At 66.8% G+C, this 17405-nt stretch carries 15 protein-coding genes and 1 pseudogene; 12 read left to right on the top strand and 4 right to left on the bottom strand.

Annotated elements, in window-relative coordinates; genetic code table 11:
- Positions 1-63 precede the first annotated feature (63 nt).
- From aptA to AC10V3_RS01200, 3 genes are all read left to right on the top strand, one after another.
- Positions 64-1395, top strand: coding sequence for an omega-aminotransferase AptA (gene aptA / locus AC10V3_RS01190; protein WP_022533343.1), 1332 nt, complete (start codon positions 64-66; stop codon positions 1393-1395).
- A gap of 106 nt (positions 1396-1501) precedes the next feature.
- On the top strand, positions 1502-3019 hold the full coding sequence (locus tag AC10V3_RS01195) for a CoA-acylating methylmalonate-semialdehyde dehydrogenase (RefSeq protein ID WP_022533344.1): 1518 nt from the start codon (positions 1502-1504) through the stop codon (positions 3017-3019).
- A gap of 13 nt (positions 3020-3032) precedes the next feature.
- A complete protein-coding gene (locus tag AC10V3_RS01200; RefSeq protein WP_022533345.1) occupies positions 3033-3383 on the top strand; it encodes a glyoxalase superfamily protein in 351 nt (116 codons plus the stop codon).
- 6 nt (positions 3384-3389) lie between these two features.
- Here the strand turns inward: AC10V3_RS01200 and AC10V3_RS01205 are convergent, their stop codons facing one another.
- Positions 3390-4367 carry a GlxA family transcriptional regulator gene (locus AC10V3_RS01205; RefSeq protein ID WP_022533346.1) on the bottom strand — a complete coding sequence of 326 codons (978 nt, stop codon included), beginning with the start codon at positions 4365-4367 and terminating at the stop codon, positions 3390-3392.
- 166 nt (positions 4368-4533) lie between these two features.
- On the opposite strand from AC10V3_RS01205, the gene AC10V3_RS01210 reads away from it, so the two are divergent.
- The 3 genes and pseudogenes from AC10V3_RS01210 to AC10V3_RS01220 form a co-directional block, all read left to right on the top strand.
- On the top strand, positions 4534-5769 hold the full coding sequence (locus tag AC10V3_RS01210) for an MFS transporter (RefSeq protein ID WP_022533347.1): 1236 nt from the start codon (positions 4534-4536) through the stop codon (positions 5767-5769).
- Between the two features lie 10 nt (positions 5770-5779).
- Entirely contained in the window at positions 5780-5995 is a 216-nt protein-coding gene (locus AC10V3_RS01215) for a hypothetical protein (RefSeq protein WP_022533348.1), read from the top strand.
- A 71-nt stretch (positions 5996-6066) separates the two neighbouring features.
- Positions 6067-6315, top strand: a pseudogene (locus AC10V3_RS01220) (amino acid permease C-terminal domain-containing protein); the annotation flags it as partial.
- 6 nt (positions 6316-6321) lie between these two features.
- Here the strand turns inward: AC10V3_RS01220 and AC10V3_RS01225 are convergent.
- Entirely contained in the window at positions 6322-7728 is a 1407-nt protein-coding gene (locus tag AC10V3_RS01225) for an aminotransferase-like domain-containing protein (protein ID WP_349605398.1), read from the bottom strand.
- Positions 7729-7936: 208 nt separating this feature from the next.
- Here AC10V3_RS01225 and AC10V3_RS01230 point away from each other — a divergent pair, with 208 nt between their 5' ends.
- The 5 genes from AC10V3_RS01230 (at position 7937) to AC10V3_RS01250 (ending at position 14013) form a co-directional block, all read left to right on the top strand.
- Positions 7937-8284 carry a DUF2917 domain-containing protein gene (locus tag AC10V3_RS01230; protein WP_349605399.1) on the top strand — a complete coding sequence of 116 codons (348 nt, stop codon included), beginning with the start codon at positions 7937-7939 and terminating at the stop codon, positions 8282-8284.
- 320 nt (positions 8285-8604) lie between these two features.
- On the top strand, positions 8605-11895 hold the full coding sequence (gene icmF / locus AC10V3_RS01235) for a fused isobutyryl-CoA mutase/GTPase IcmF (RefSeq protein ID WP_022533352.1): 3291 nt from the start codon (positions 8605-8607) through the stop codon (positions 11893-11895).
- Between the two features lie 151 nt (positions 11896-12046).
- The gene (locus AC10V3_RS01240; protein ID WP_022533353.1) at positions 12047-12484 is read left to right on the top strand and encodes an HIT family protein; all 438 of its coding nucleotides are present in this window, start codon (positions 12047-12049) and stop codon (positions 12482-12484) included.
- Positions 12484-13386, top strand: a complete 903-nt coding sequence (locus AC10V3_RS01245; RefSeq protein ID WP_349605690.1) for a 3-hydroxybutyryl-CoA dehydrogenase — start codon at positions 12484-12486, stop codon at positions 13384-13386. The genes AC10V3_RS01240 and AC10V3_RS01245 overlap by 1 nt, the downstream gene beginning before the upstream one ends.
- Before the next feature lie 222 nt (positions 13387-13608).
- Entirely contained in the window at positions 13609-14013 is a 405-nt protein-coding gene (locus AC10V3_RS01250) for a hypothetical protein (protein WP_349605402.1), read from the top strand.
- A 52-nt stretch (positions 14014-14065) separates the two neighbouring features.
- Here the strand turns inward: AC10V3_RS01250 and AC10V3_RS01255 are convergent, their stop codons facing one another.
- Both AC10V3_RS01255 and AC10V3_RS01260 read right to left on the bottom strand, forming a co-directional pair.
- On the bottom strand, positions 14066-14488 hold the full coding sequence (locus tag AC10V3_RS01255) for a DUF3293 domain-containing protein (protein ID WP_022533356.1): 423 nt from the start codon (positions 14486-14488) through the stop codon (positions 14066-14068).
- Position 14489: 1 nt separating this feature from the next.
- Positions 14490-15158: a Crp/Fnr family transcriptional regulator gene (locus AC10V3_RS01260; RefSeq protein ID WP_022533357.1), complete on the bottom strand. Its 669-nt coding sequence runs from the start codon at positions 15156-15158 to the stop codon at positions 14490-14492.
- 280 nt (positions 15159-15438) lie between these two features.
- On the opposite strand from AC10V3_RS01260, the gene AC10V3_RS01265 reads away from it, so the two are divergent.
- Positions 15439-17397 (top strand): AMP-dependent synthetase/ligase, encoded by a 1959-nt coding sequence (locus tag AC10V3_RS01265; RefSeq protein WP_022533358.1) that lies wholly within the window; start codon positions 15439-15441, stop codon positions 17395-17397.
- The last annotated feature ends 8 nt before the right edge of the window (positions 17398-17405 follow it).

The raw sequence follows: 17405 nt of genomic DNA on the forward strand, positions 1-17405 counted from the left end.
CGGCACAAGATCGCCGCTGCGCAACCAGCCAGCGCGCCAACCAGATTTCCCCGAGGAGGACGTATGGACGCCGCCAAGACCGTGATTCCCGATCTCGATGCCCTGTGGATGCCCTTTACCGCCAACCGCCAGTACAAGGCGGCGCCACGCCTGCTGGCGTCGGCCAGCGGCATGTACTACACCACCCACGACGGCCGCCAGATCCTGGACGGATGCGCGGGCCTGTGGTGCGTCGCCGCCGGTCACTGCCGCAAGGAGATCGCAGAGGCCGTGGCGCGCCAGGCCGCCACGCTGGACTATGCACCGCCGTTCCAGATGGGCCACCCGCTGTCGTTCGAGGCTGCCTCCAAGGTCGCCGCGATCATGCCGCAGGGGCTGGACCGCATCTTCTTCACCAACTCGGGCTCCGAGTCGGTCGACACCGCACTGAAGATCGCGCTGGCCTACCACCGCGCGCGCGGCGAAGGCCAGCGCACGCGCTTTATTGGCCGCGAGCGCGGCTACCACGGCGTGGGCTTCGGCGGCATGGCGGTGGGCGGCATCGGCCCCAACCGCAAGGCCTACTCGGCCAATCTGATGCCGGGCACCGACCACCTGCCGGCCACGCTCAACATCGCCGAGGCAGCCTTCTCCAAGGGCCAGCCGCAATGGGGCGCGCACCTGGCCGACGAGCTGGAACGCATCCTGGCGCTGCATGACCCGGCCAACGTCGCCGCCGTGATCGTCGAGCCGCTGGCCGGCTCCGCTGGCGTGCTGGTGCCGCCGGTCGGCTACCTGGAAAAGCTGCGCGAGATCACCAGCAAGCACGGCATCCTGCTGATCTTCGACGAGGTGATCACCGCCTTCGGCCGCCTGGGCGCCGCCACCGCGGCCGAGCGCTTCAACGTGACGCCGGACCTGATCACCATGGCCAAGGCGATCAACAACGCCGCCGTGCCGATGGGCGCCGTGGCCGTGCGCCGCGAAGTCCATGACACTGTGGTCAACGCCGCCGCGCCGGGCACGATCGAACTGATGCATGGCTACACCTACTCCGGCCACCCGCTGGCTGCCGCGGCCACGATCGCGACGCTCGACCTGTACGAGCGCGAGAACCTGTTCGGCCGCGCCGCCGAACTGGCGCCGGTGTTCGAAGCGGCGGTGCACGGCGTGCGTGGCGCGCCGCACGTGAAGGACATCCGCAATTACGGGCTGGTGGCAGGCATCGAGCTGGAGTCGCGTCCGGGCCAGCCCGGCGCGCGCGCCTACGAGGCCTTCCTGAAATGCCTGGAGCGCGGCGTGCTGGTGCGCTACACCGGCGACATCCTGGCGTTCTCGCCGCCGCTGATCATCTCGGAAGCGCAGATCGCCGAGCTGTTCGATACCGTCAAGCTGGCGCTGCAGGACGTCAAGTAAGCGGCCCGGGCCGCCATGCATCCTTGCCGGGCCTGAGGGCCCGGCAGTCTCTCGTTTTCAAGGGCCCGTAGGCGTCGCACGCCTGCGGCCATCGAGGAAAAATCCAGTGAATATCGCAGAAAACCGGCAGCTGGCCGAGATCCACCATTACATCGGCGGCGCCGTGCGCCGCGCCGGCGGGCAGCGCCTGGCCGACGTCTTCAATCCCGCCACCGGCGAGGTCAGCGCTCGCGTCGCGCTCGGCACCACGCAGGATGTGGCCGACGCCGTGGCTGCCGCCAAGGCCGCCTTCCCGGCATGGTCGGAAACCCCGCCGCTGCGCCGCGCGCGCATCCTGTTCAAGTTCAAGGAGTTGCTCGACCAGCACCACGACGACCTGGCCGCGCTGATCACGCGCGAGCACGGCAAGGTGTTCTCGGACGCCAAGGGCGAAGTCACGCGCGGCGTCGAGGTGGTGGAGTTCGCCTGCGGCATCCCCAACCTGCTCAAGACCGACTTCACCGACAACATCGGCGGCGGCATCGACAACTGGAACCTGCGCCAGCCGCTGGGCGTGGTGGCCGGCATCACGCCGTTCAACTTCCCGGTGATGGTGCCGATGTGGATGTTCCCGGTGGCGATCGCCTGCGGCAATACCTTCGTGCTGAAGCCTTCGGAACGCGATCCGTCGCCGAGCCTGCTGATTGCCGATCTGCTGCGCCAGGCCGGCTTGCCCGATGGCGTGTTCAACGTGGTGCAGGGCGACAAGGAAGCGGTCGATGCGCTGCTGGCGCATCCGGATGTGCAGGCGCTGTCGTTCGTCGGTTCGACGCCGATTGCGGAGTACATCTATACGGAAGGCACCAGGCACGGCAAGCGCGTGCAGGCGCTGGGCGGTGCCAAGAACCACCTGGTGGTGATGCCCGATGCGGATCTCGACCAGGCGGTGGATGCGCTGATCGGCGCGGCCTACGGCTCCGCCGGCGAGCGCTGCATGGCGATCTCGGTGGCGGTGGCGGTTGGCGACGTGGCCGACAAGCTCGTGCCGCGACTCGCCGAACGCGCCAGCTCGCTGAAGATCCGCAACGGCATGGAGACGGACGCCGAAATGGGTCCGCTGGTGACCGCTGCGCACAAGGCGAAGGTGGAGGGCTATATCGCCAAGGGCGTGGAAGAGGGCGCGACGCTGGTGACCGATGGCCGCGGCCACAAGGTCGAAGGGCATGAGAACGGCTTCTATGTCGGCGGCACGCTGTTCGACAACGTCAAGCCGGACATGACGATCTACAAGGAAGAGATCTTCGGCCCAGTGCTGTCGGTGGTGCGCGTGCATGACTTTGCCGATGCCGTGGCGCTGATCAATGCGCATGAATACGGCAACGGCGTATCTTGCTACACCAGCGATGGCGGCATCGCCCGCGCCTTTGCGCGGCAGATCCAGGTGGGCATGGTCGGCATCAACGTGCCGATCCCGGTGCCGATGGCCTGGCATTCGTTCGGCGGCTGGAAGCGCTCGCTGTTCGGTGATCACCACGCCTATGGCGAAGAAGGCGTGCGCTTCTACACGCGCTACAAGAGCGTGATGCAGCGCTGGCCGGATTCGATTGCCAAAGGCGCTGAGTTCACGATGCCGGTGGCCAAGTAACCGGCGCGCGGGCATGAGGGTCAACCGGATCGTTGCCAACATTGCCGCCGCCGACCCGGCCGGTGCCCGCGCTTTCTACCAGGACATCCTGGGCCTGGACGTGTTGATGGACCACGGCTGGCTCCAGACCTACGGCAGCACCGCGACCATGACCGTCCAGCTCAGTGTCGCCACGGAAGGTGGCAACGGCACGCCGGTGCCGGACCTGTCGATCGAAGTCGATGACGTCGACGAGGCGCACCGGCGCATGCTGGCCGCCGGCATTGCCATCGAGTACGGTCCCGCCGACGAGCCGTGGGGCGTGCGCCGCTTCTACGTGCGCGATCCGTTCGGCCGGCTGGTCAATATCCTGATGCACACCTGAGCGCAGTCATTCCGCGCTGCCGGCGCGGGCTTGCCGGTATGCCTTAGGCGTGGACGGCTCGGCTTTGTTCCAGCAGGCGCGGAAGGCCTGCACGCTACCGAAGCCGCTTTTCAGCGCAATCTCTTCTACCGGCAATGTCGATGCCGCCAGCAGCTTGCGCGCGCGCGCCATGCGTAGCGTGAGTTGGTACTGCTTGGGCGTGAGGCCGGTTTCTTCATGGAACATGCGGGACAGGTGCCGCACGCTGATGGCGAAGCGGTCGGCGAAGCGCGGGTCGGCAACATTGGTGTCGAGCTCCCGCGAGATCGCGTCCTGTACCGCATGCACCAGCGCGTTGCCATGCGAGCGCGCGCGGAACTGCGGAGCGAGCTGCGGATCGCCGCTGAAGCGGCGGAAGGGCACCACGTTGTCGCGTGCCACGGCGATGGCGGCTTCGTCGCCGTAGGCGTCGGCCACCAGACGCAGCGCCAGGTCGATGCCCGAAGCCACGCCGGCTGACGTCCACACATTGCCATCGCGAACGAACACCCGGTTGTCGACGACCGAGGCGGCGGGGTGCCGCGTGCGCAGGCGGCGGGTGTGGGCATGGTGGGTGGTGCACAGGCGGCCGTCGAGCAGGCCGGCGGCGCCCAGCAGGAAGGCACCGGTGCAGACGGCGGCGACTTGTACGTCGGCGTTCCTGCCGTCGCCGAAAGACGCCTTCAGCCAACTCGCGGTATCGTGCCATGCGGGCGAGGTAGTCAGCGTGTCCAGAAGTTTGCTGCCGATGGCCAGCACCACGTCGCCGGGGGAGAGTCGTGCAGGCAGGCGTTCGACCTGGCCCAGTGCCGGCCCCTGGAACGAAGTGACGCTCGAATGCGGCCCGACGCAGCGCACCTTGAGCGGCGCAACGCCCAGCTCCGATACGCTCGACAGGATCTGCAGCGGGCCGCCAAGGTCGAGCATGTGGACGTTGGGCAGCACCAGGAGATAGGCGGTAGTCATCGCGGCAAGGGAAGAGCGAGCGATACGATGCCGTCATTCTCGCGCGATTCCAGCGCAACGCAACAGTGATGGCCGAAAATTTGCTTTTCTGGTCCAGGCGGTTGCCGTGGCGAGGGGGCGGGCTTGCTTAGCATGCCACCAAGCCTCGCACGACTGAGAGATCGACATGCCCCGCACCCGCATCCCCGCCATCACCCTTGCCCTGGTCGCTATCGGCTTTGCCGCGATGTTCGTCTCGACCGCGGTCAAGGGCCTCTACCAGGTGTATTTCGTCGACCTAGCGGCGCACTTCGGCCAGGGCCGGGCGCAGTTCGCCTGGTCCGGCAGCGTATTCATGCTGGCCACCGGGCTGATGTCGCCGGTGGTCGGCGCGCTCAGCGACCGGATCGGTCCGTTGCGCACCTCGGCGGCCGGTGCGCTGGCGGCGGGGCTGGCGCTCGCCGGGGTGGCGCTATGGCAGCAGTCGCTGGCGTTCTTCGTGCTGATGTTCGGACTCGCCGGTGCCTTCGGTCTGGCGGCGATGACCTTCGTGCCGATGGGCATCCTGGTCGACCGCCTGTTCGAGGAACGCAAGAAGGGGCTGGCCTATGCGGTCGTCACCAACGGCACCGCGATCGGCTTTATTGTGCTGTCGCCGCTGTGGATCTGGCTGCAGCCGCAGGCAAGCTGGGGCGCGGCCTTCGGCGTGGCCGGAGCGGTGTTCGCCGTGCCGGTTGCCATGGCGTTGTGGCTGGCATCGCACTGGGAACCGGCGTCGGGGCAGCGCACGGCGGCAGTGGAAGCCTCGGCATGGACGGTGGTGCGGCGCGATCCGGTCTTCTACGCGCTGGCGGCCAGCTTCTTCGGCTGCGGCGCGACCATGGCCTTTATCGACGTGCACCTGATCGCGCACTGGCAAGGGCAGGGTGAGCCGCGCCTGGCGATGGGCTATGGCATGAGCACGCTCGGCGTGCTGGAGCTGGCCAGCGGCATCGCCTCCGGCGCGCTGGCGCTGCGCTTTGACAAGCACCGGCTGCTGGCCGGGTTCTACGCGCTGCGCTCGGCGTCGATGCTGTTGCTGCTGCTGCCGGGGCTGGGCGTGCTGCCGTTCGCGATCGGCTTCGGCGCCAGCTACCTGGGCACGGTGGTCCTGACCTCGATGTTCTGCTTCGAGCGCTACGGCAGCCGGATCAAGGGCAAGGTGTTCGGCCTGCTGTTCCTTGGGCATCAGCTGGGCGCTTTCCTGACCGTGCAACTCGGGGCGTGGTCGTTCGACGCAACCCGCAGTTACCAGCACACGATCGCGGCGCTGGTCGCGGTGACGCTGTGCTCGGCCGCCTGGGCGTGGTTCGGCCTGCGCCGCGCGGGACCGCTGCCCGCGCTGGCCGACCTCCCGGCGATGCCGGAAGCCGCCAGCCGTTGAGGCCCGGGCCATGATCGCGCCGGCGTTGCTGCGCATCGTCTTTGCCGGAGTCACCCTGCTGCCTCTGGCGCTGGCAGCGTGGGCGCTGCCATGGCCGCTGCGCGCAAGAATCGCGGCGCTGGCCTTGCTTGCGCTCTGTGCCGCCGCCGTGCTGGCGCTCGATCCCCTGGCCGCCGCATTCGCGCGTGTGGACGGCATCCTCTCGGCGCCGGGCTGCGGCGGTTGATCGGTCGGCGGTCAGCACCCTGATTTTCCTATCATTTCGCGGACCTGCACCGCGGCGCTTCCATCCCAAAAGTGATTGCCTTTACGCTGATCTCCGTGGCGGTGCTGGTGCTGCGCAAGACGCGCCCGGAACTGCCGAGCGCGTTCCGCTGCCCGGGCGTGCCGGTGGTGCCGCTGCTGTCGATCGGCTTCTGCCTGTTCCTGATGGCGCACCTGCAGGCGCTGACGTGGATCGCCTTCCTGGTGTGGCTGGCGGTGGGGCTGGTGACCTACTTTGCCTATGCGCGGCGCAATGCCGTCCTGCATAACCACGGAGGCTAGACCCCATCAACCACCGCGCTCGGCGGCGGCCTTCATGAAGGCCACCGCGCGCGGTTCGTTGGCATAGGCGGCGTTGATCCGGATCCAGGCCGAGGTCTCGCCGCCGGGGCGGAAGTAATTGCCTGGTGCCAGCGTCACGCCGTATTCCTCGCCCAGCGTCACCAGCTCGCGCGAATCTTCGATGCCGGGCGGGCGCGCCCACAGGAAGTTGCCGCCCGACGGCTCGCAGAACACTTCCCAGCCGCAGCCGGTGAGCTGCCGCACCGCATTGGCCGATGCCTCGCGCACGCGCAGCCGCAGCCGCTCCACAAACTTGCGATAGCCGCCACGTTCCAGCAGCGCCGCCGTGACCGCCTCCGCAAAGTGCGAGCCGGCCACGCTGGTCAGCACCTTCACGTCGACCAGGTCCTTGATCAGCGCCTTGTCCGCCACCAGGTAGCCGATCCGCAGCGAGGCCGACACCGTCTTGGAAAAGCCGCCGATGTAGATCACGTGCTCTAGCTGGTCCAGCGTCGCCAGCCGGTCAGTGAAGTGCGTCTGGAAGTCCGAGAAGATATCGTCCTCGACAAAGCGGAAGCCATGCCGGCGCGCCAGCTCCAGCAGGCGGAACGCCACCGGCGGCGCCAGCGTCGAGCCGGTCGGGTTCTGCAGCACGCTGTTGGTGAAGAACAGCTTGGGCTTGTGCTGGCGCAGCAGCGCCTCGGTGGCGTCCGGGTCGGGGCCGTTGCGCGTGTGCGGCACGCCCACCAGCTGCACGCCGTGCAGCCGCAGCAGGCCGAACAGGTTGTAGTAGCCGGGGTCTTCGACGAAGACCGTGTCGCCGGGCTTGAGCAGGTGGCGCACCACGAGGTCCAGTGCCTGGCTGGCGCCGCTGGTGATCAGTACCTGTGGCAGCTCCGCCGCGATGCCCAGCTGGCGCACGCGCAGCAGCACCTGGCGGCGCAACTCCGGGTGGCCCGTGGGCGTGGCGTAGTGGATCACGCTGTCGATCTCGTTGCGCGAGATTGCGCGGATCGCCTGCTGCAGCCCTTCCACGTCGCGCCAGGTCTCGGGAACGAAGCCGCCGGCCAGCTTGAGCGTGCCGCTGGGGTGGTTGAACTGCTCGATGATGTGGTCCGACAGGTCTTCGGCCAGGCTCGGGTCCGACCAGCCGCGCGCCGAGCGCCCCGCCAGTGGACTGTCCGCCACATAGAAGCCCGAACCCTGGCGCGAATCCAGCAGCCCTTGCGACACCAGCCGGTCATAGGCCTCGATCACCGGGAAGCGGCTGATGCCGTTCTCGGCCGCCAGCTGCCGGATCGACGGCAGCTTTGCGCCAGGCCGAGCCTCGCGGTTGCCGATCCACGACTTCACGCCGTTGACGATCTGATCGGTCAGTGGAATTCCGGTAGAAGCATCTAAGATTAGTTTCATAGGCAGGGCAGCCGGGGGAAACCGGAGAACGCAACTGTCAGAAAAAACTACTGAACAGTTCATCGAAAACTGTTCACAACTGTACATGGGATTGTAGTGAGGGATGCGAATAATGGAAGCATGGCGGAGAAAGGCGCCGGCTCCTGTGGTCATTCGGCATCCAGGCGTCGGCACCGGACCAGACCGCCGGGCTGATGAGGAGTGCAACATGCGCGAACTACGGACTTTAGAACTGGATGAGCCCGGACAGCCAGTGAGCTGGCGCGCCGGTTACGGGCAGACCGTCTGCGCGGCGGCGGGCAAGCTGTGGGTGACGGTCGAGGGCAATCCCAACGATATCTGGCTGGAGCCGGGCGCCGAGCTCGCGCTGCCGGAGGGCTATCGTGTATGGCTGTCGGGCGACGGCCCGGGTGCGCGCTTCACGCTGGCGCAGACGCCGGCACCGTGGTCGCTGCGGCGGCTGGCGGCGTGGCTGCGTGTGATGCGGCATCGTGTGGAAGAGCACAGCACGGATGCGTTCGGGGAGTGCCCGAGGATTTGGGCGTTATGCCGATAGACCGGCCACCGCCGGCGGTTTGCGCCCCTCTCCCATAAACGAGAGAGGGGAGGCAACACTCCCAGCTTTTGTTAGCAACCTCAGGCCACCGACAGGTGGCCTTTTGCTTGCCCGACAGTCGCCCCGGACACCTACTCTATAAGGACACCGAAACCCTGCCCTCGGGGTTCCAACCCATTGATTTACGTTAACGTCAACGTCATATAATCGATCGGCCCCAACCCCCGGGGCGCAGCCCGCGCATCTTCAGCCAAGCCGGCACAGACCAGCACCCCAGGCGGACGCCGCGGTGGCAGCCAACACCAGAAACGGTGGAGACAATGACCGACCTTTCCGATGTGCATGATGTGCGCCGCGGCGCGCCGCAGCCCAAGCCCACCGCGCAGGGCCGCGGTCCGGTCAACAAGGTTCGCTTTGTCACGGCGGCGTCGCTGTTCGACGGCCATGACGCCTCGATCAACATCATGCGCCGCATCCTGCAGTCGCACGGCTGCGAGGTGGTCCACCTTGGCCACAACCGTTCCGTCGAGGAAGTGGTGACGGCGGCGCTGCAGGAAGACGCGCAGGGCATTGCGATCTCCAGCTACCAGGGCGGCCATGTCGAGTACTTCAAGTACATGGTCGACCTGCTGCGCGAGAAAGGTGGCGAGCACGTGCAGGTCTTTGGCGGTGGCGGCGGCGTGATCGTGCCGGACGAGATCCGCGAGCTGCAAGCCTACGGCGTGGCGCGCATCTTCAGCCCCGAGGACGGCCAGCGCATGGGCCTGGCCGGCATGATTGCCGACATGGTGCAGCGCTGCGATATCGACCTGTCGCGCTATGCGCCGGCCTCGCTCGAACCCGTCGCCGGCGGCAACCGCCGCGCGCTGGCGCAGCTCATCACCGCGCTGGAGAACGGCAAGGCCGATCCGGCGCTGGTGCAGGCGATGCATTCGCAAGCGGCAGCCGCATCGATCCCGGTGCTCGGCATCACCGGCACCGGTGGCGCGGGCAAGTCGTCGCTGACCGACGAGCTGATCCGCCGCTTCCGGCTCGACCAGCAGGATGCGCTGTCGATCGCCGTGATCTCGATCGACCCGTCGCGGCGCAAGTCTGGGGGCGCGCTGCTGGGCGACCGCATCCGCATGAACGCGATCAACCATCCGAACATCTTCATGCGCTCGATGGCGACGCGCGAGGCGGGCTCGGAGATCTCGCAGGCATTGCCGGACGTGATCGCCGCGTGCAAGGTGGCGGGCTTCGACCTGGTGATCGTCGAGACCTCGGGCATCGGCCAGGGCGACGCGGCCATCGTGCCGCATGTGGACCGGTCGCTGTACGTGATGACGCCGGAGTTCGGCGCGGCCAGCCAGCTCGAGAAGATCGACATGCTGGACTTCGCCGACTTCGTCGCCATCAACAAGTTCGACCGCAAGGGTGCGCAGGACGCCTGGCGCGACGTCGCCAAGCAGGTGCAGCGCAACCGCGAGCAATGGCATGGCAAGGCCGAAGACATGCCGGTGTACGGCACGCAGGCCTCGCGCTTCAATGACGACGGCGTCACCATGCTGTATCAGGGCCTGCGCGAGGCGCTGGCCGAACGCGGACTGAAGCTGCAGCCGGGCACGCTGCCCGCGCTGTGGGGGCGCATTTCCACCGGCCAGAACGTGATCGTGCCGCCCGCGCGCAGCCGCTACCTGGCGGAACTGGCCGACACGGTGCGCGGCTACCACCGCCGCGTGATGGAGCAGAGCCGCATCGCCCGCGAGCGCCAGCAGCTGCGCGCATCGAGCGCCATGCTGCAGGCCGCGCAAGGCGATGGCGCCGCGCTGGATGCGCTGGCGGCTGAGCGCGACACCGCCCTCGGACAGGTCGAGCGCAAGCTGCTGGCGATGTGGCCGCAGATGCGCGAAGCCTACGGCGGCGACGAGTACGTGGTGAAGATCCGCGACAGGGAGATCCGCACGGGGCTGGTCACCACCACGCTGTCCGGCACCAAGGTGCGCAAGGTGGTGCTGCCGCGCTTCGAGGACGACGGCGAGGTGCTGAAGTGGCTGATGCGCGAGAACGTGCCCGGCAGCTTCCCGTACACCGCCGGCGTGTTCGCCTTCAAGCGCGAGAATGAGGATCCCACGCGCATGTTCGCCGGCGAGGGCGATGCGTTCCGCACCAACCGGCGCTTCAAGCTGGTGTCCGAGGGCATGGACGCCAAGCGCCTGTCCACGGCCTTCGATTCGGTCACGCTGTATGGCGAAGACCCGCACGTGCGGCCCGATATCTACGGCAAGGTCGGCAACTCCGGCGTGTCGATCGCCACGCTCGACGACATGAAGGTGCTGTACGACGGCTTCGACCTGACCAGTCCGTCGACCTCGGTGTCGATGACCATCAACGGCCCGGCGCCGACCATCCTGGCGATGTTCATGAACACCGCCATCGACCAGCAGTTCGACAAGTTCCGCGCCGACAACCAGCGCGAGCCCACCGCCGACGAAGAAGCCAAGACCCGCGCGTGGGTGCTGCAGAACGTGCGCGGCACGGTGCAGGCCGACATCCTCAAGGAAGACCAGGGCCAGAACACCTGCATCTTCTCTACCGAGTTCTCGCTAAAGGTGATGGGCGATATCCAGGAGTACTTTGTCCACCACCAGGTGCGCAACTTCTACTCGGTGTCGATCTCGGGCTACCACATCGCCGAGGCCGGTGCGAACCCGATCTCGCAGCTCGCCTTCACGCTCGCCAACGGCTTCACCTATGTGGAGGCCTACCTGGCACGCGGCATGCATATCGATGACTTCGCGCCCAACCTGTCGTTCTTCTTCTCCAACGGCATGGACCCGGAGTACAGCGTGCTGGGCCGCGTGGCGCGCCGCATCTGGGCGGTGACCATGCGCGACAAGTACGGCGCCAACGAACGCAGCCAGAAGCTCAAGTACCACATCCAGACCTCGGGCCGCTCGCTGCACGCGCAGGAGATCGACTTCAACGATATTCGCACCACGCTGCAGGCGCTGATCGCGATCTACGACAACTGCAATTCGCTGCACACCAATGCCTACAACGAGGCCATCACCACGCCCACCGGTGAATCGGTGCGCCGCGCGCTGGCGATCCAGCTGATCATCAACCGCGAATGGGGCGTGGCCAAGTGCGAGAACCCGAACCAGGGCAGCTTCCTGATCGAGGAACTGACCGACCTGGTGGAAGAGGCGGTGCTGCAGGAGTTCGAGCGCATCGCCGAGCGCGGCGGCGTGCTGGGCGCGATGGAAACCGGCTACCAGCGAGGCAAGATCCAGGAAGAGTCGCTCTACTACGAGCAGCTCAAGCACGATGGCACGCTGCCCATCATCGGCGTCAACACCTTCCGCAATCCTGAGGGCGACCCGATCCCGCAGAAGCTGGAGCTGGCGCGCTCGAGCGAGGCCGAGAAGCAGAGCCAGCTCGACCGGCTGCAGGCCTTCCAGCAGGCGCATGTGGACGAGGCACCTGCGATGCTGCAGCGGCTGCGCCAGGCGGTGATCGACAACCAGAACGTGTTCGCGGTGCTGATGGACGCGGTGCGGGTTTGCTCGCTTGGGCAGGTCACGCATGCGCTGTTCGAGGTGGGCGGGCAGTACCGGCGCAATATGTAGACCCGGGCTCACGCAGGGAGCGCCTCAGTGCGCGTTTATCGCGCAGGGCGGCCGCAGTGAACGGCCGCCCTGCGTTACACTCGAATGCTGCGCCGCGGCGATTCCAGCATCGCGCCGGCTACGAAATCCGAGATAACCGCAATACAAGACCATGGACAGCCAGTACAACCCGAACAACATCTTCGCGAAGATCCTGCGCGGCGAGATGCCGTGCATCAAGGTGTACGAGGACGACGACACCATCGCCTTCATGGACATCATGCCGCAGGCCGATGGCCATACGCTGGTGGTGCCCAAGGAAGCCGCGGTCAACCTGTTCGACTTGTCCGAGCAGGGCGCGCAGGCGGCCATCCGCGCCACGCAGCGCGTGGCGCGCGCGGTGCGTGCCGCGTTCTCGCCGGACGGCATCTCGATCGGCCAGTTCAACGGCGCGGCCGCGGGGCAGACCGTGCCGCACGTGCATTTCCATATCGTGCCGCGCTATAACGATCACGCCCTGCGCGGTCACGCGCGCGAGATGCAGGACCCGGACCTGCTCAAGGGGCACGCCGAGCGCATCATCGCCGCGCTGCGCGAGCAGGCGGCCTGATCCGGAACAATCCAACACAATCCAACCAGCAGACAGAGGAAGACAAGATGGCAATCAGGACAGTGGGCATCGTCGGTGCCGGCACCATGGGCAATGGCATCGCCCAGGCCTGCGCGGTAGTGGGTCTCAAGGTGGTGATGGTGGACATCAGCGACGCCGCCGTGCAGAAGGGCGTGGCCACCGTGGCGGGCAGCCTGGATCGGCTGATCAAGAAAGAAAAGGCGACCGAGGCCGACAAGGCCGCGGCGCTGGCGCGCATCAAGGGCAGCACGTCGTATGACGATCTGAAGGCCACCGATATCGTGATCGAGGCCGCCACCGAGAACTACGACCTGAAGGTCAAGATCCTCAAGCAGATCGACGACATCGTCGGCGAGAACGTGATCATCGCGTCCAACACCTCGTCGATCTCGATCACCAAGCTGGCCGCGGTGACCTCGCGCGCCGACCGCTTTATCGGCATGCACTTCTTCAACCCGGTGCCGGTGATGGCGCTGGTGGAACTGATCCGCGGGCTGCAGACCAGCGACGCCACGCACGCCGCCGTGGAAGCGCTGGCCAAGGAGCTGGGCAAGTACCCGATCACGGTCAAGAACAGCCCGGGCTTCGTCGTCAATCGCATCCTGTGCCCGATGATCAATGAGGCTTTCTGCGTGCTGGGCGAAGGCCTGGCGTCGCCGGAAGAAATCGATGAAGGCATGAAGCTGGGTTGCAACCACCCGATTGGGCCGCTGGCGCTGGCCGACATGATTGGCCTGGACACCATGCTGGCGGTGATGGAAGTGCTGTACACGGAATTTGCCGATCCGAAGTACCGCCCGGCGATGCTGATGCGTGAGATGGTGGCCGCCGGCTACCTGGGCCGCAAGACCGGCCGCGGCGTGTACGTCTACAGCAAGTAATCCAGGCGGCACCTGCCGCATGTGACAGGCCCCGCTGCCCCACGGCGGCGGGCAATGAGTACCGGCGGCCGCTTCGCGCGGCCGCCGGCCATTCCGGGCCGTCCCGCTGCCGGGCTGCCAAATCCCGCTTACACGGCGTTATATGCCGAAACAATCCGCCGCATCCAGTAACAGGAATGCGCGGTAGAGTGCACCCATTCCATTTACAACAAGAGAATCACAATGGCCCATCCGGTTCTTTTTGCCGCGCTGCTCGCCGGTGCGTTGTCCCTGCTGGCTGCCCGCTCCGCGATGGCCCACGTCGATGTGGGCGTGCATGTCGGCGCGCCGGTCTATGTGGCGCCCGCGCCGGTCTATGTGGCACCCGCGCCGGTCTATGTGGCACCCCCGCCGCACGTGGTCTATGCGCCGCGCTACCACGGCTGGCATGGTGACCGCTACTGGGACGGCCGGCGCTGGTATGGCCGCCATGAGTGGCGCGGCCACCGCCATCACCACCACCATCGCCACCACGGCTATCACGGTCACTATCGTGGCCACGGGCACGGCGGACACCACGGGCACCATGGCCACGGCGGCCATGGCGGCCATGGCGGCCATGGCGGCCACCGAGGCCACGGTCACTGATTGCCATGCCGGCTGACGCGCCGGCAGGCAACGCCTGACAGGCGCGCGGCGCTCAGCGCAGCAGCACCAGTCGCGGCACCGCGTCCGCGCCGCTCCACACCAGCGCGTTCTGCCCGTATTTCTCCCCCAGCGCCCTGGCATCGGCCAGCGACAAACCGGGCACCAGCAAGCTCGGCTCGGCCGGCCAGCCGTTGCACGGATGCTCGCCGGCGGCGTCGATCGCACGCAATCCCATCTGAGTCACGTCCTGCGCCAGCGCCTGCTGGCGGCGCGCGTTGGCGGCATCGTCGCAGCGCTGGCTGAACGGGTTGGCGGCGGTGATGAAGGCGCTCGCTGCCACACCATGGGCGCGGTGCAGCGCTGCCAGCGGGGCGCTGGCCTGGTCGATGCGCAAGGTCATCGGCATATCGCCCAGCACGCGATAGTGCGTCTCGCGGTAGGCGCGCAGCGTGGCGTCGTCGATGGCGGTGGCCATGCTATTCGCCGTACTGCCGCAACCCCTCCAGATCCAGTACCTCGATCACGCCGTAGTCCACCCGCACCAGCCCCTGCTGCTCCAGCACCTTCAGTGCCTGGTTGGCGCGCTGGCGCGAAATGCCGGCGAGCAGGCCGATTTCTTCCTGCGAAATCTCCAGCGTCTTTCCGATCCCCGGATACAGGTGCTCGTTAAAGAGCGACGACACCGCGCGCGCCACGCGCGAATCGATATCGAGCAGCCGCTCGTATTCCACCGCCGCGATGAACTGCCCCAGGCGCTCGTTGAACTGCGTCAGTAAAAAGCGCGTGAACGGCAGGCTGGTATCCAGCAACCACTGAAAAGTGTCGCGCGGCAGGAAGGCGATGGTCGAGCGGCGCAGCGCCATCACGTCGTACTTGCGGATCTCCGACTTGAGCACCGCGCCTTCGCCGAACCAGCCGCCGGTGGGCACGCCGGTGAAGGTGACCGACTTCCCTGACGGCGACACCGTGGTGATCTTGACGATGCCTTCGAGCACGCCCATCCAGTGCTCGGCGATGTCGCCCTTGTGGCAGACGTAGTCGCCCTGGCTGTACTCGTGCACGAACATCGCGCGGCGCACGCGCTCGCGCTGCTCCGGGCTCAGGTCTGCTGCCCACACGCAGCGGTCGACAAAATCGTTCAGCATGGCCTGGAATTGCTCCGGTAGGGATTAACCCGGAATTGTCACCGGCGTGACAACCCGGGTGGTTGGCATGGGCTATCGTACGATCACAACGGAACCGCGGGTGCCACACGGGGCACGCCGGGGAAAGACGAAAAAGCTTTCCCGGCCCCCCTCAGAACAGGCACAGACGGGCTTGATGCGATGCGGCAGATGCCGCCGGGCAAAGCAAGCCAAGTATAACGACCGGACCGGCGCTTGACACCGCGCGTGGACCCCCACGCCGGAGGGACAGGAGACAGCGATGCAGGAATCGTCGGCGACGACCTTCCCGCGATGGCTGCTGGCGCACGCCCAGCAGCGGCCGGATCATCCGGCTTATCGCGAGAAGGATCTCGGCATCTGGCAGACATACAGCTGGGCCCAGGCGGCACAGCAGGTGAGGGCGCTGGCTTGTGGGCTGGCCGCACTCGGTTTCAGGCGCGGCATGAACCTGGCAGTGGTGGGCGACAACCGCCCACGCCTGTACTGGGCCATGACCGCGGCGCAGGCCCTCGGCGCCGTACCGGTACCGCTGTACCAGGACGCGATCGCCAACGAGATGGTCTACGTGCTCAACGATGCGGAGATCGAGTTCGCCGTCGTCGAGGACCAGGAGCAGGTCGACAAGCTGCTCGAGGTCGAAGCGCAGCTGGCCACTTCCGGCCGTGCCGTGCGCCACATCATCTATGAAGACCCGCGCGGCCTGCTCGACTATGACCATCCGTCGCTGATCTCGTATGAACGGCTGCAGGAACTGGGCCGCGAGTTCGACCAGGCGCATCCGGGCTTCTATGACGAGGCGATCGCCGCGGGCCAGTCCGACGACACCGCGATCATCCTCTATACCTCCGGCACAACCGGCAAGCCCAAGGGCGTGTGCCATTCGCATGCGGGCCTGATCGGCGCGGCGCGCAATGGCTGTGCCTTCGACAAGCTCGGCGCCGACGATGACGTGCTCTCCTACCTGCCGATGGCGTGGGTGGGCGACAACCTGTTCTCGTATGCGCAGGCGATGGTGGCGGGCTTCACCGTGAACTGCCCGGAGTCGCGCGAAACGGTGATGACCGACCTGCGCGAGATCGGCCCCACCTATTACTTTGCGCCCCCGCGCATCTATGAAGGGCTGCTGACGCAGGTGATGATCCGCATGGAGGATGCCGGCTGGATCAAGCGCAAGCTGTTCCACTGGGCCATGGACGTGGCGCGCCGCTGCGGTGCCGACATCCTCGACGGCCGCCCTGTGTCCTATGCCGACCGCATGCGCTATGCGCTGGGCGAAGGGCTGGTCTACGGCCCGCTGCGCAACGTGCTCGGCATGAGCCGCATCCGCGTCGGCTATACCGCGGGCGAGGCGATCGGGCCGGACCTGTTCCGCTTCTACCGCTCGATCGGCGTGAACCTGAAGCAGTTCTACGGCCAGACCGAGACCTGCGCCTACGTGTGCCTGCAGCCCGACGGTCAGGTCAAGTTCGACTCCGTGGGACCGGCCGCGCCGGGCATGGAAATCCGCATCGCAGAGAACGGCGAAGTGCTGGTGCGCGGCGTGGGCCTGCTCAAGTCCTACTACAAGCGTGACGACGCCACGCGCGAGGCCATCAACGACGAGGGCTACTTCATGACCGGCGACGCCGGCGTGCTCGATGCCGACGGGCACCTGAAGATCATCGACCGCGCCAAGGACGTGGGCAAGCTGGCCGATGGCTCGATGTTCGCGCCCAAGTACATCGAGAACAAGCTCAAGTTTTTCCCGTACATCAAGGAAGCGGTGGCGTTCGGCAACGACCGCGACAACGTCTGCGCCTTTATCAACATCGACTTCGAGGCGGTCGGCAACTGGGCCGAGCGGCGCCACCTGCCGTATGCCGGCTATGTCGACCTGGCCGCGCAGCCGGACGTGATCGAGATGATCGGCGAATGCGTGAACCAGGTGAACGCAGACCTCGCCAACGACCCGATGCTGGCCGGTTCGCAGGTTGCGCGCTTCCTGATCCTGCACAAGGAGCTGGACCCGGACGACGACGAGCTGACACGCACGCGCAAGGTGCGGCGCGGCTTTATCGCCGAGAAATACGGCGTACTGGTGGAGGCGCTCTATGCGGGCAAGTCCGAGCAGTTCATCGAGACGCGCGTCAAGTTTGAAGACGGGCGCGAGGGCAGCGTGTCGGCCACGCTGAAGCTGGTAGATGCGAAGCGCCTGCCTGTGGCGGCGCGCGCGGCATAAGCGGAGGC

The sequence above is a fragment of the Cupriavidus sp. PB-02 genome, from assembly GCF_058252315.1.

Excerpts from the sequence above, each read along its gene's own strand:
- AC10V3_RS01265 (WP_022533358.1), top strand. The coding sequence starts at position 15,439 with ATGCAGGAATCGTCGGCGACGACCTTCCCGCGATGGCTGCTGGCGCAC.
- AC10V3_RS01215 (WP_022533348.1), top strand. The coding sequence starts at position 5,780 with ATGATCGCGCCGGCGTTGCTGCGCATCGTCTTTGCCGGAGTCACCCTG.
- AC10V3_RS01210 (WP_022533347.1), top strand. The coding sequence starts at position 4,534 with ATGCCCCGCACCCGCATCCCCGCCATCACCCTTGCCCTGGTCGCTATC.
- AC10V3_RS01230 (WP_349605399.1), top strand. The coding sequence starts at position 7,937 with ATGCGCGAACTACGGACTTTAGAACTGGATGAGCCCGGACAGCCAGTG.
- AC10V3_RS01255 (WP_022533356.1), bottom strand. The coding sequence starts at position 14,488 with ATGGCCACCGCCATCGACGACGCCACGCTGCGCGCCTACCGCGAGACG.
- AC10V3_RS01250 (WP_349605402.1), top strand. The coding sequence starts at position 13,609 with ATGGCCCATCCGGTTCTTTTTGCCGCGCTGCTCGCCGGTGCGTTGTCC.
- AC10V3_RS01200 (WP_022533345.1), top strand. The coding sequence starts at position 3,033 with ATGAGGGTCAACCGGATCGTTGCCAACATTGCCGCCGCCGACCCGGCC.
- AC10V3_RS01205 (WP_022533346.1), bottom strand. The coding sequence starts at position 4,367 with ATGACTACCGCCTATCTCCTGGTGCTGCCCAACGTCCACATGCTCGAC.
- AC10V3_RS01240 (WP_022533353.1), top strand. The coding sequence starts at position 12,047 with ATGGACAGCCAGTACAACCCGAACAACATCTTCGCGAAGATCCTGCGC.
- icmF (WP_022533352.1), top strand. The coding sequence starts at position 8,605 with ATGACCGACCTTTCCGATGTGCATGATGTGCGCCGCGGCGCGCCGCAG.
- AC10V3_RS01260 (WP_022533357.1), bottom strand. The coding sequence starts at position 15,158 with ATGCTGAACGATTTTGTCGACCGCTGCGTGTGGGCAGCAGACCTGAGC.
- AC10V3_RS01225 (WP_349605398.1), bottom strand. The coding sequence starts at position 7,728 with ATGAAACTAATCTTAGATGCTTCTACCGGAATTCCACTGACCGATCAG.
- aptA (WP_022533343.1), top strand. The coding sequence starts at position 64 with ATGGACGCCGCCAAGACCGTGATTCCCGATCTCGATGCCCTGTGGATG.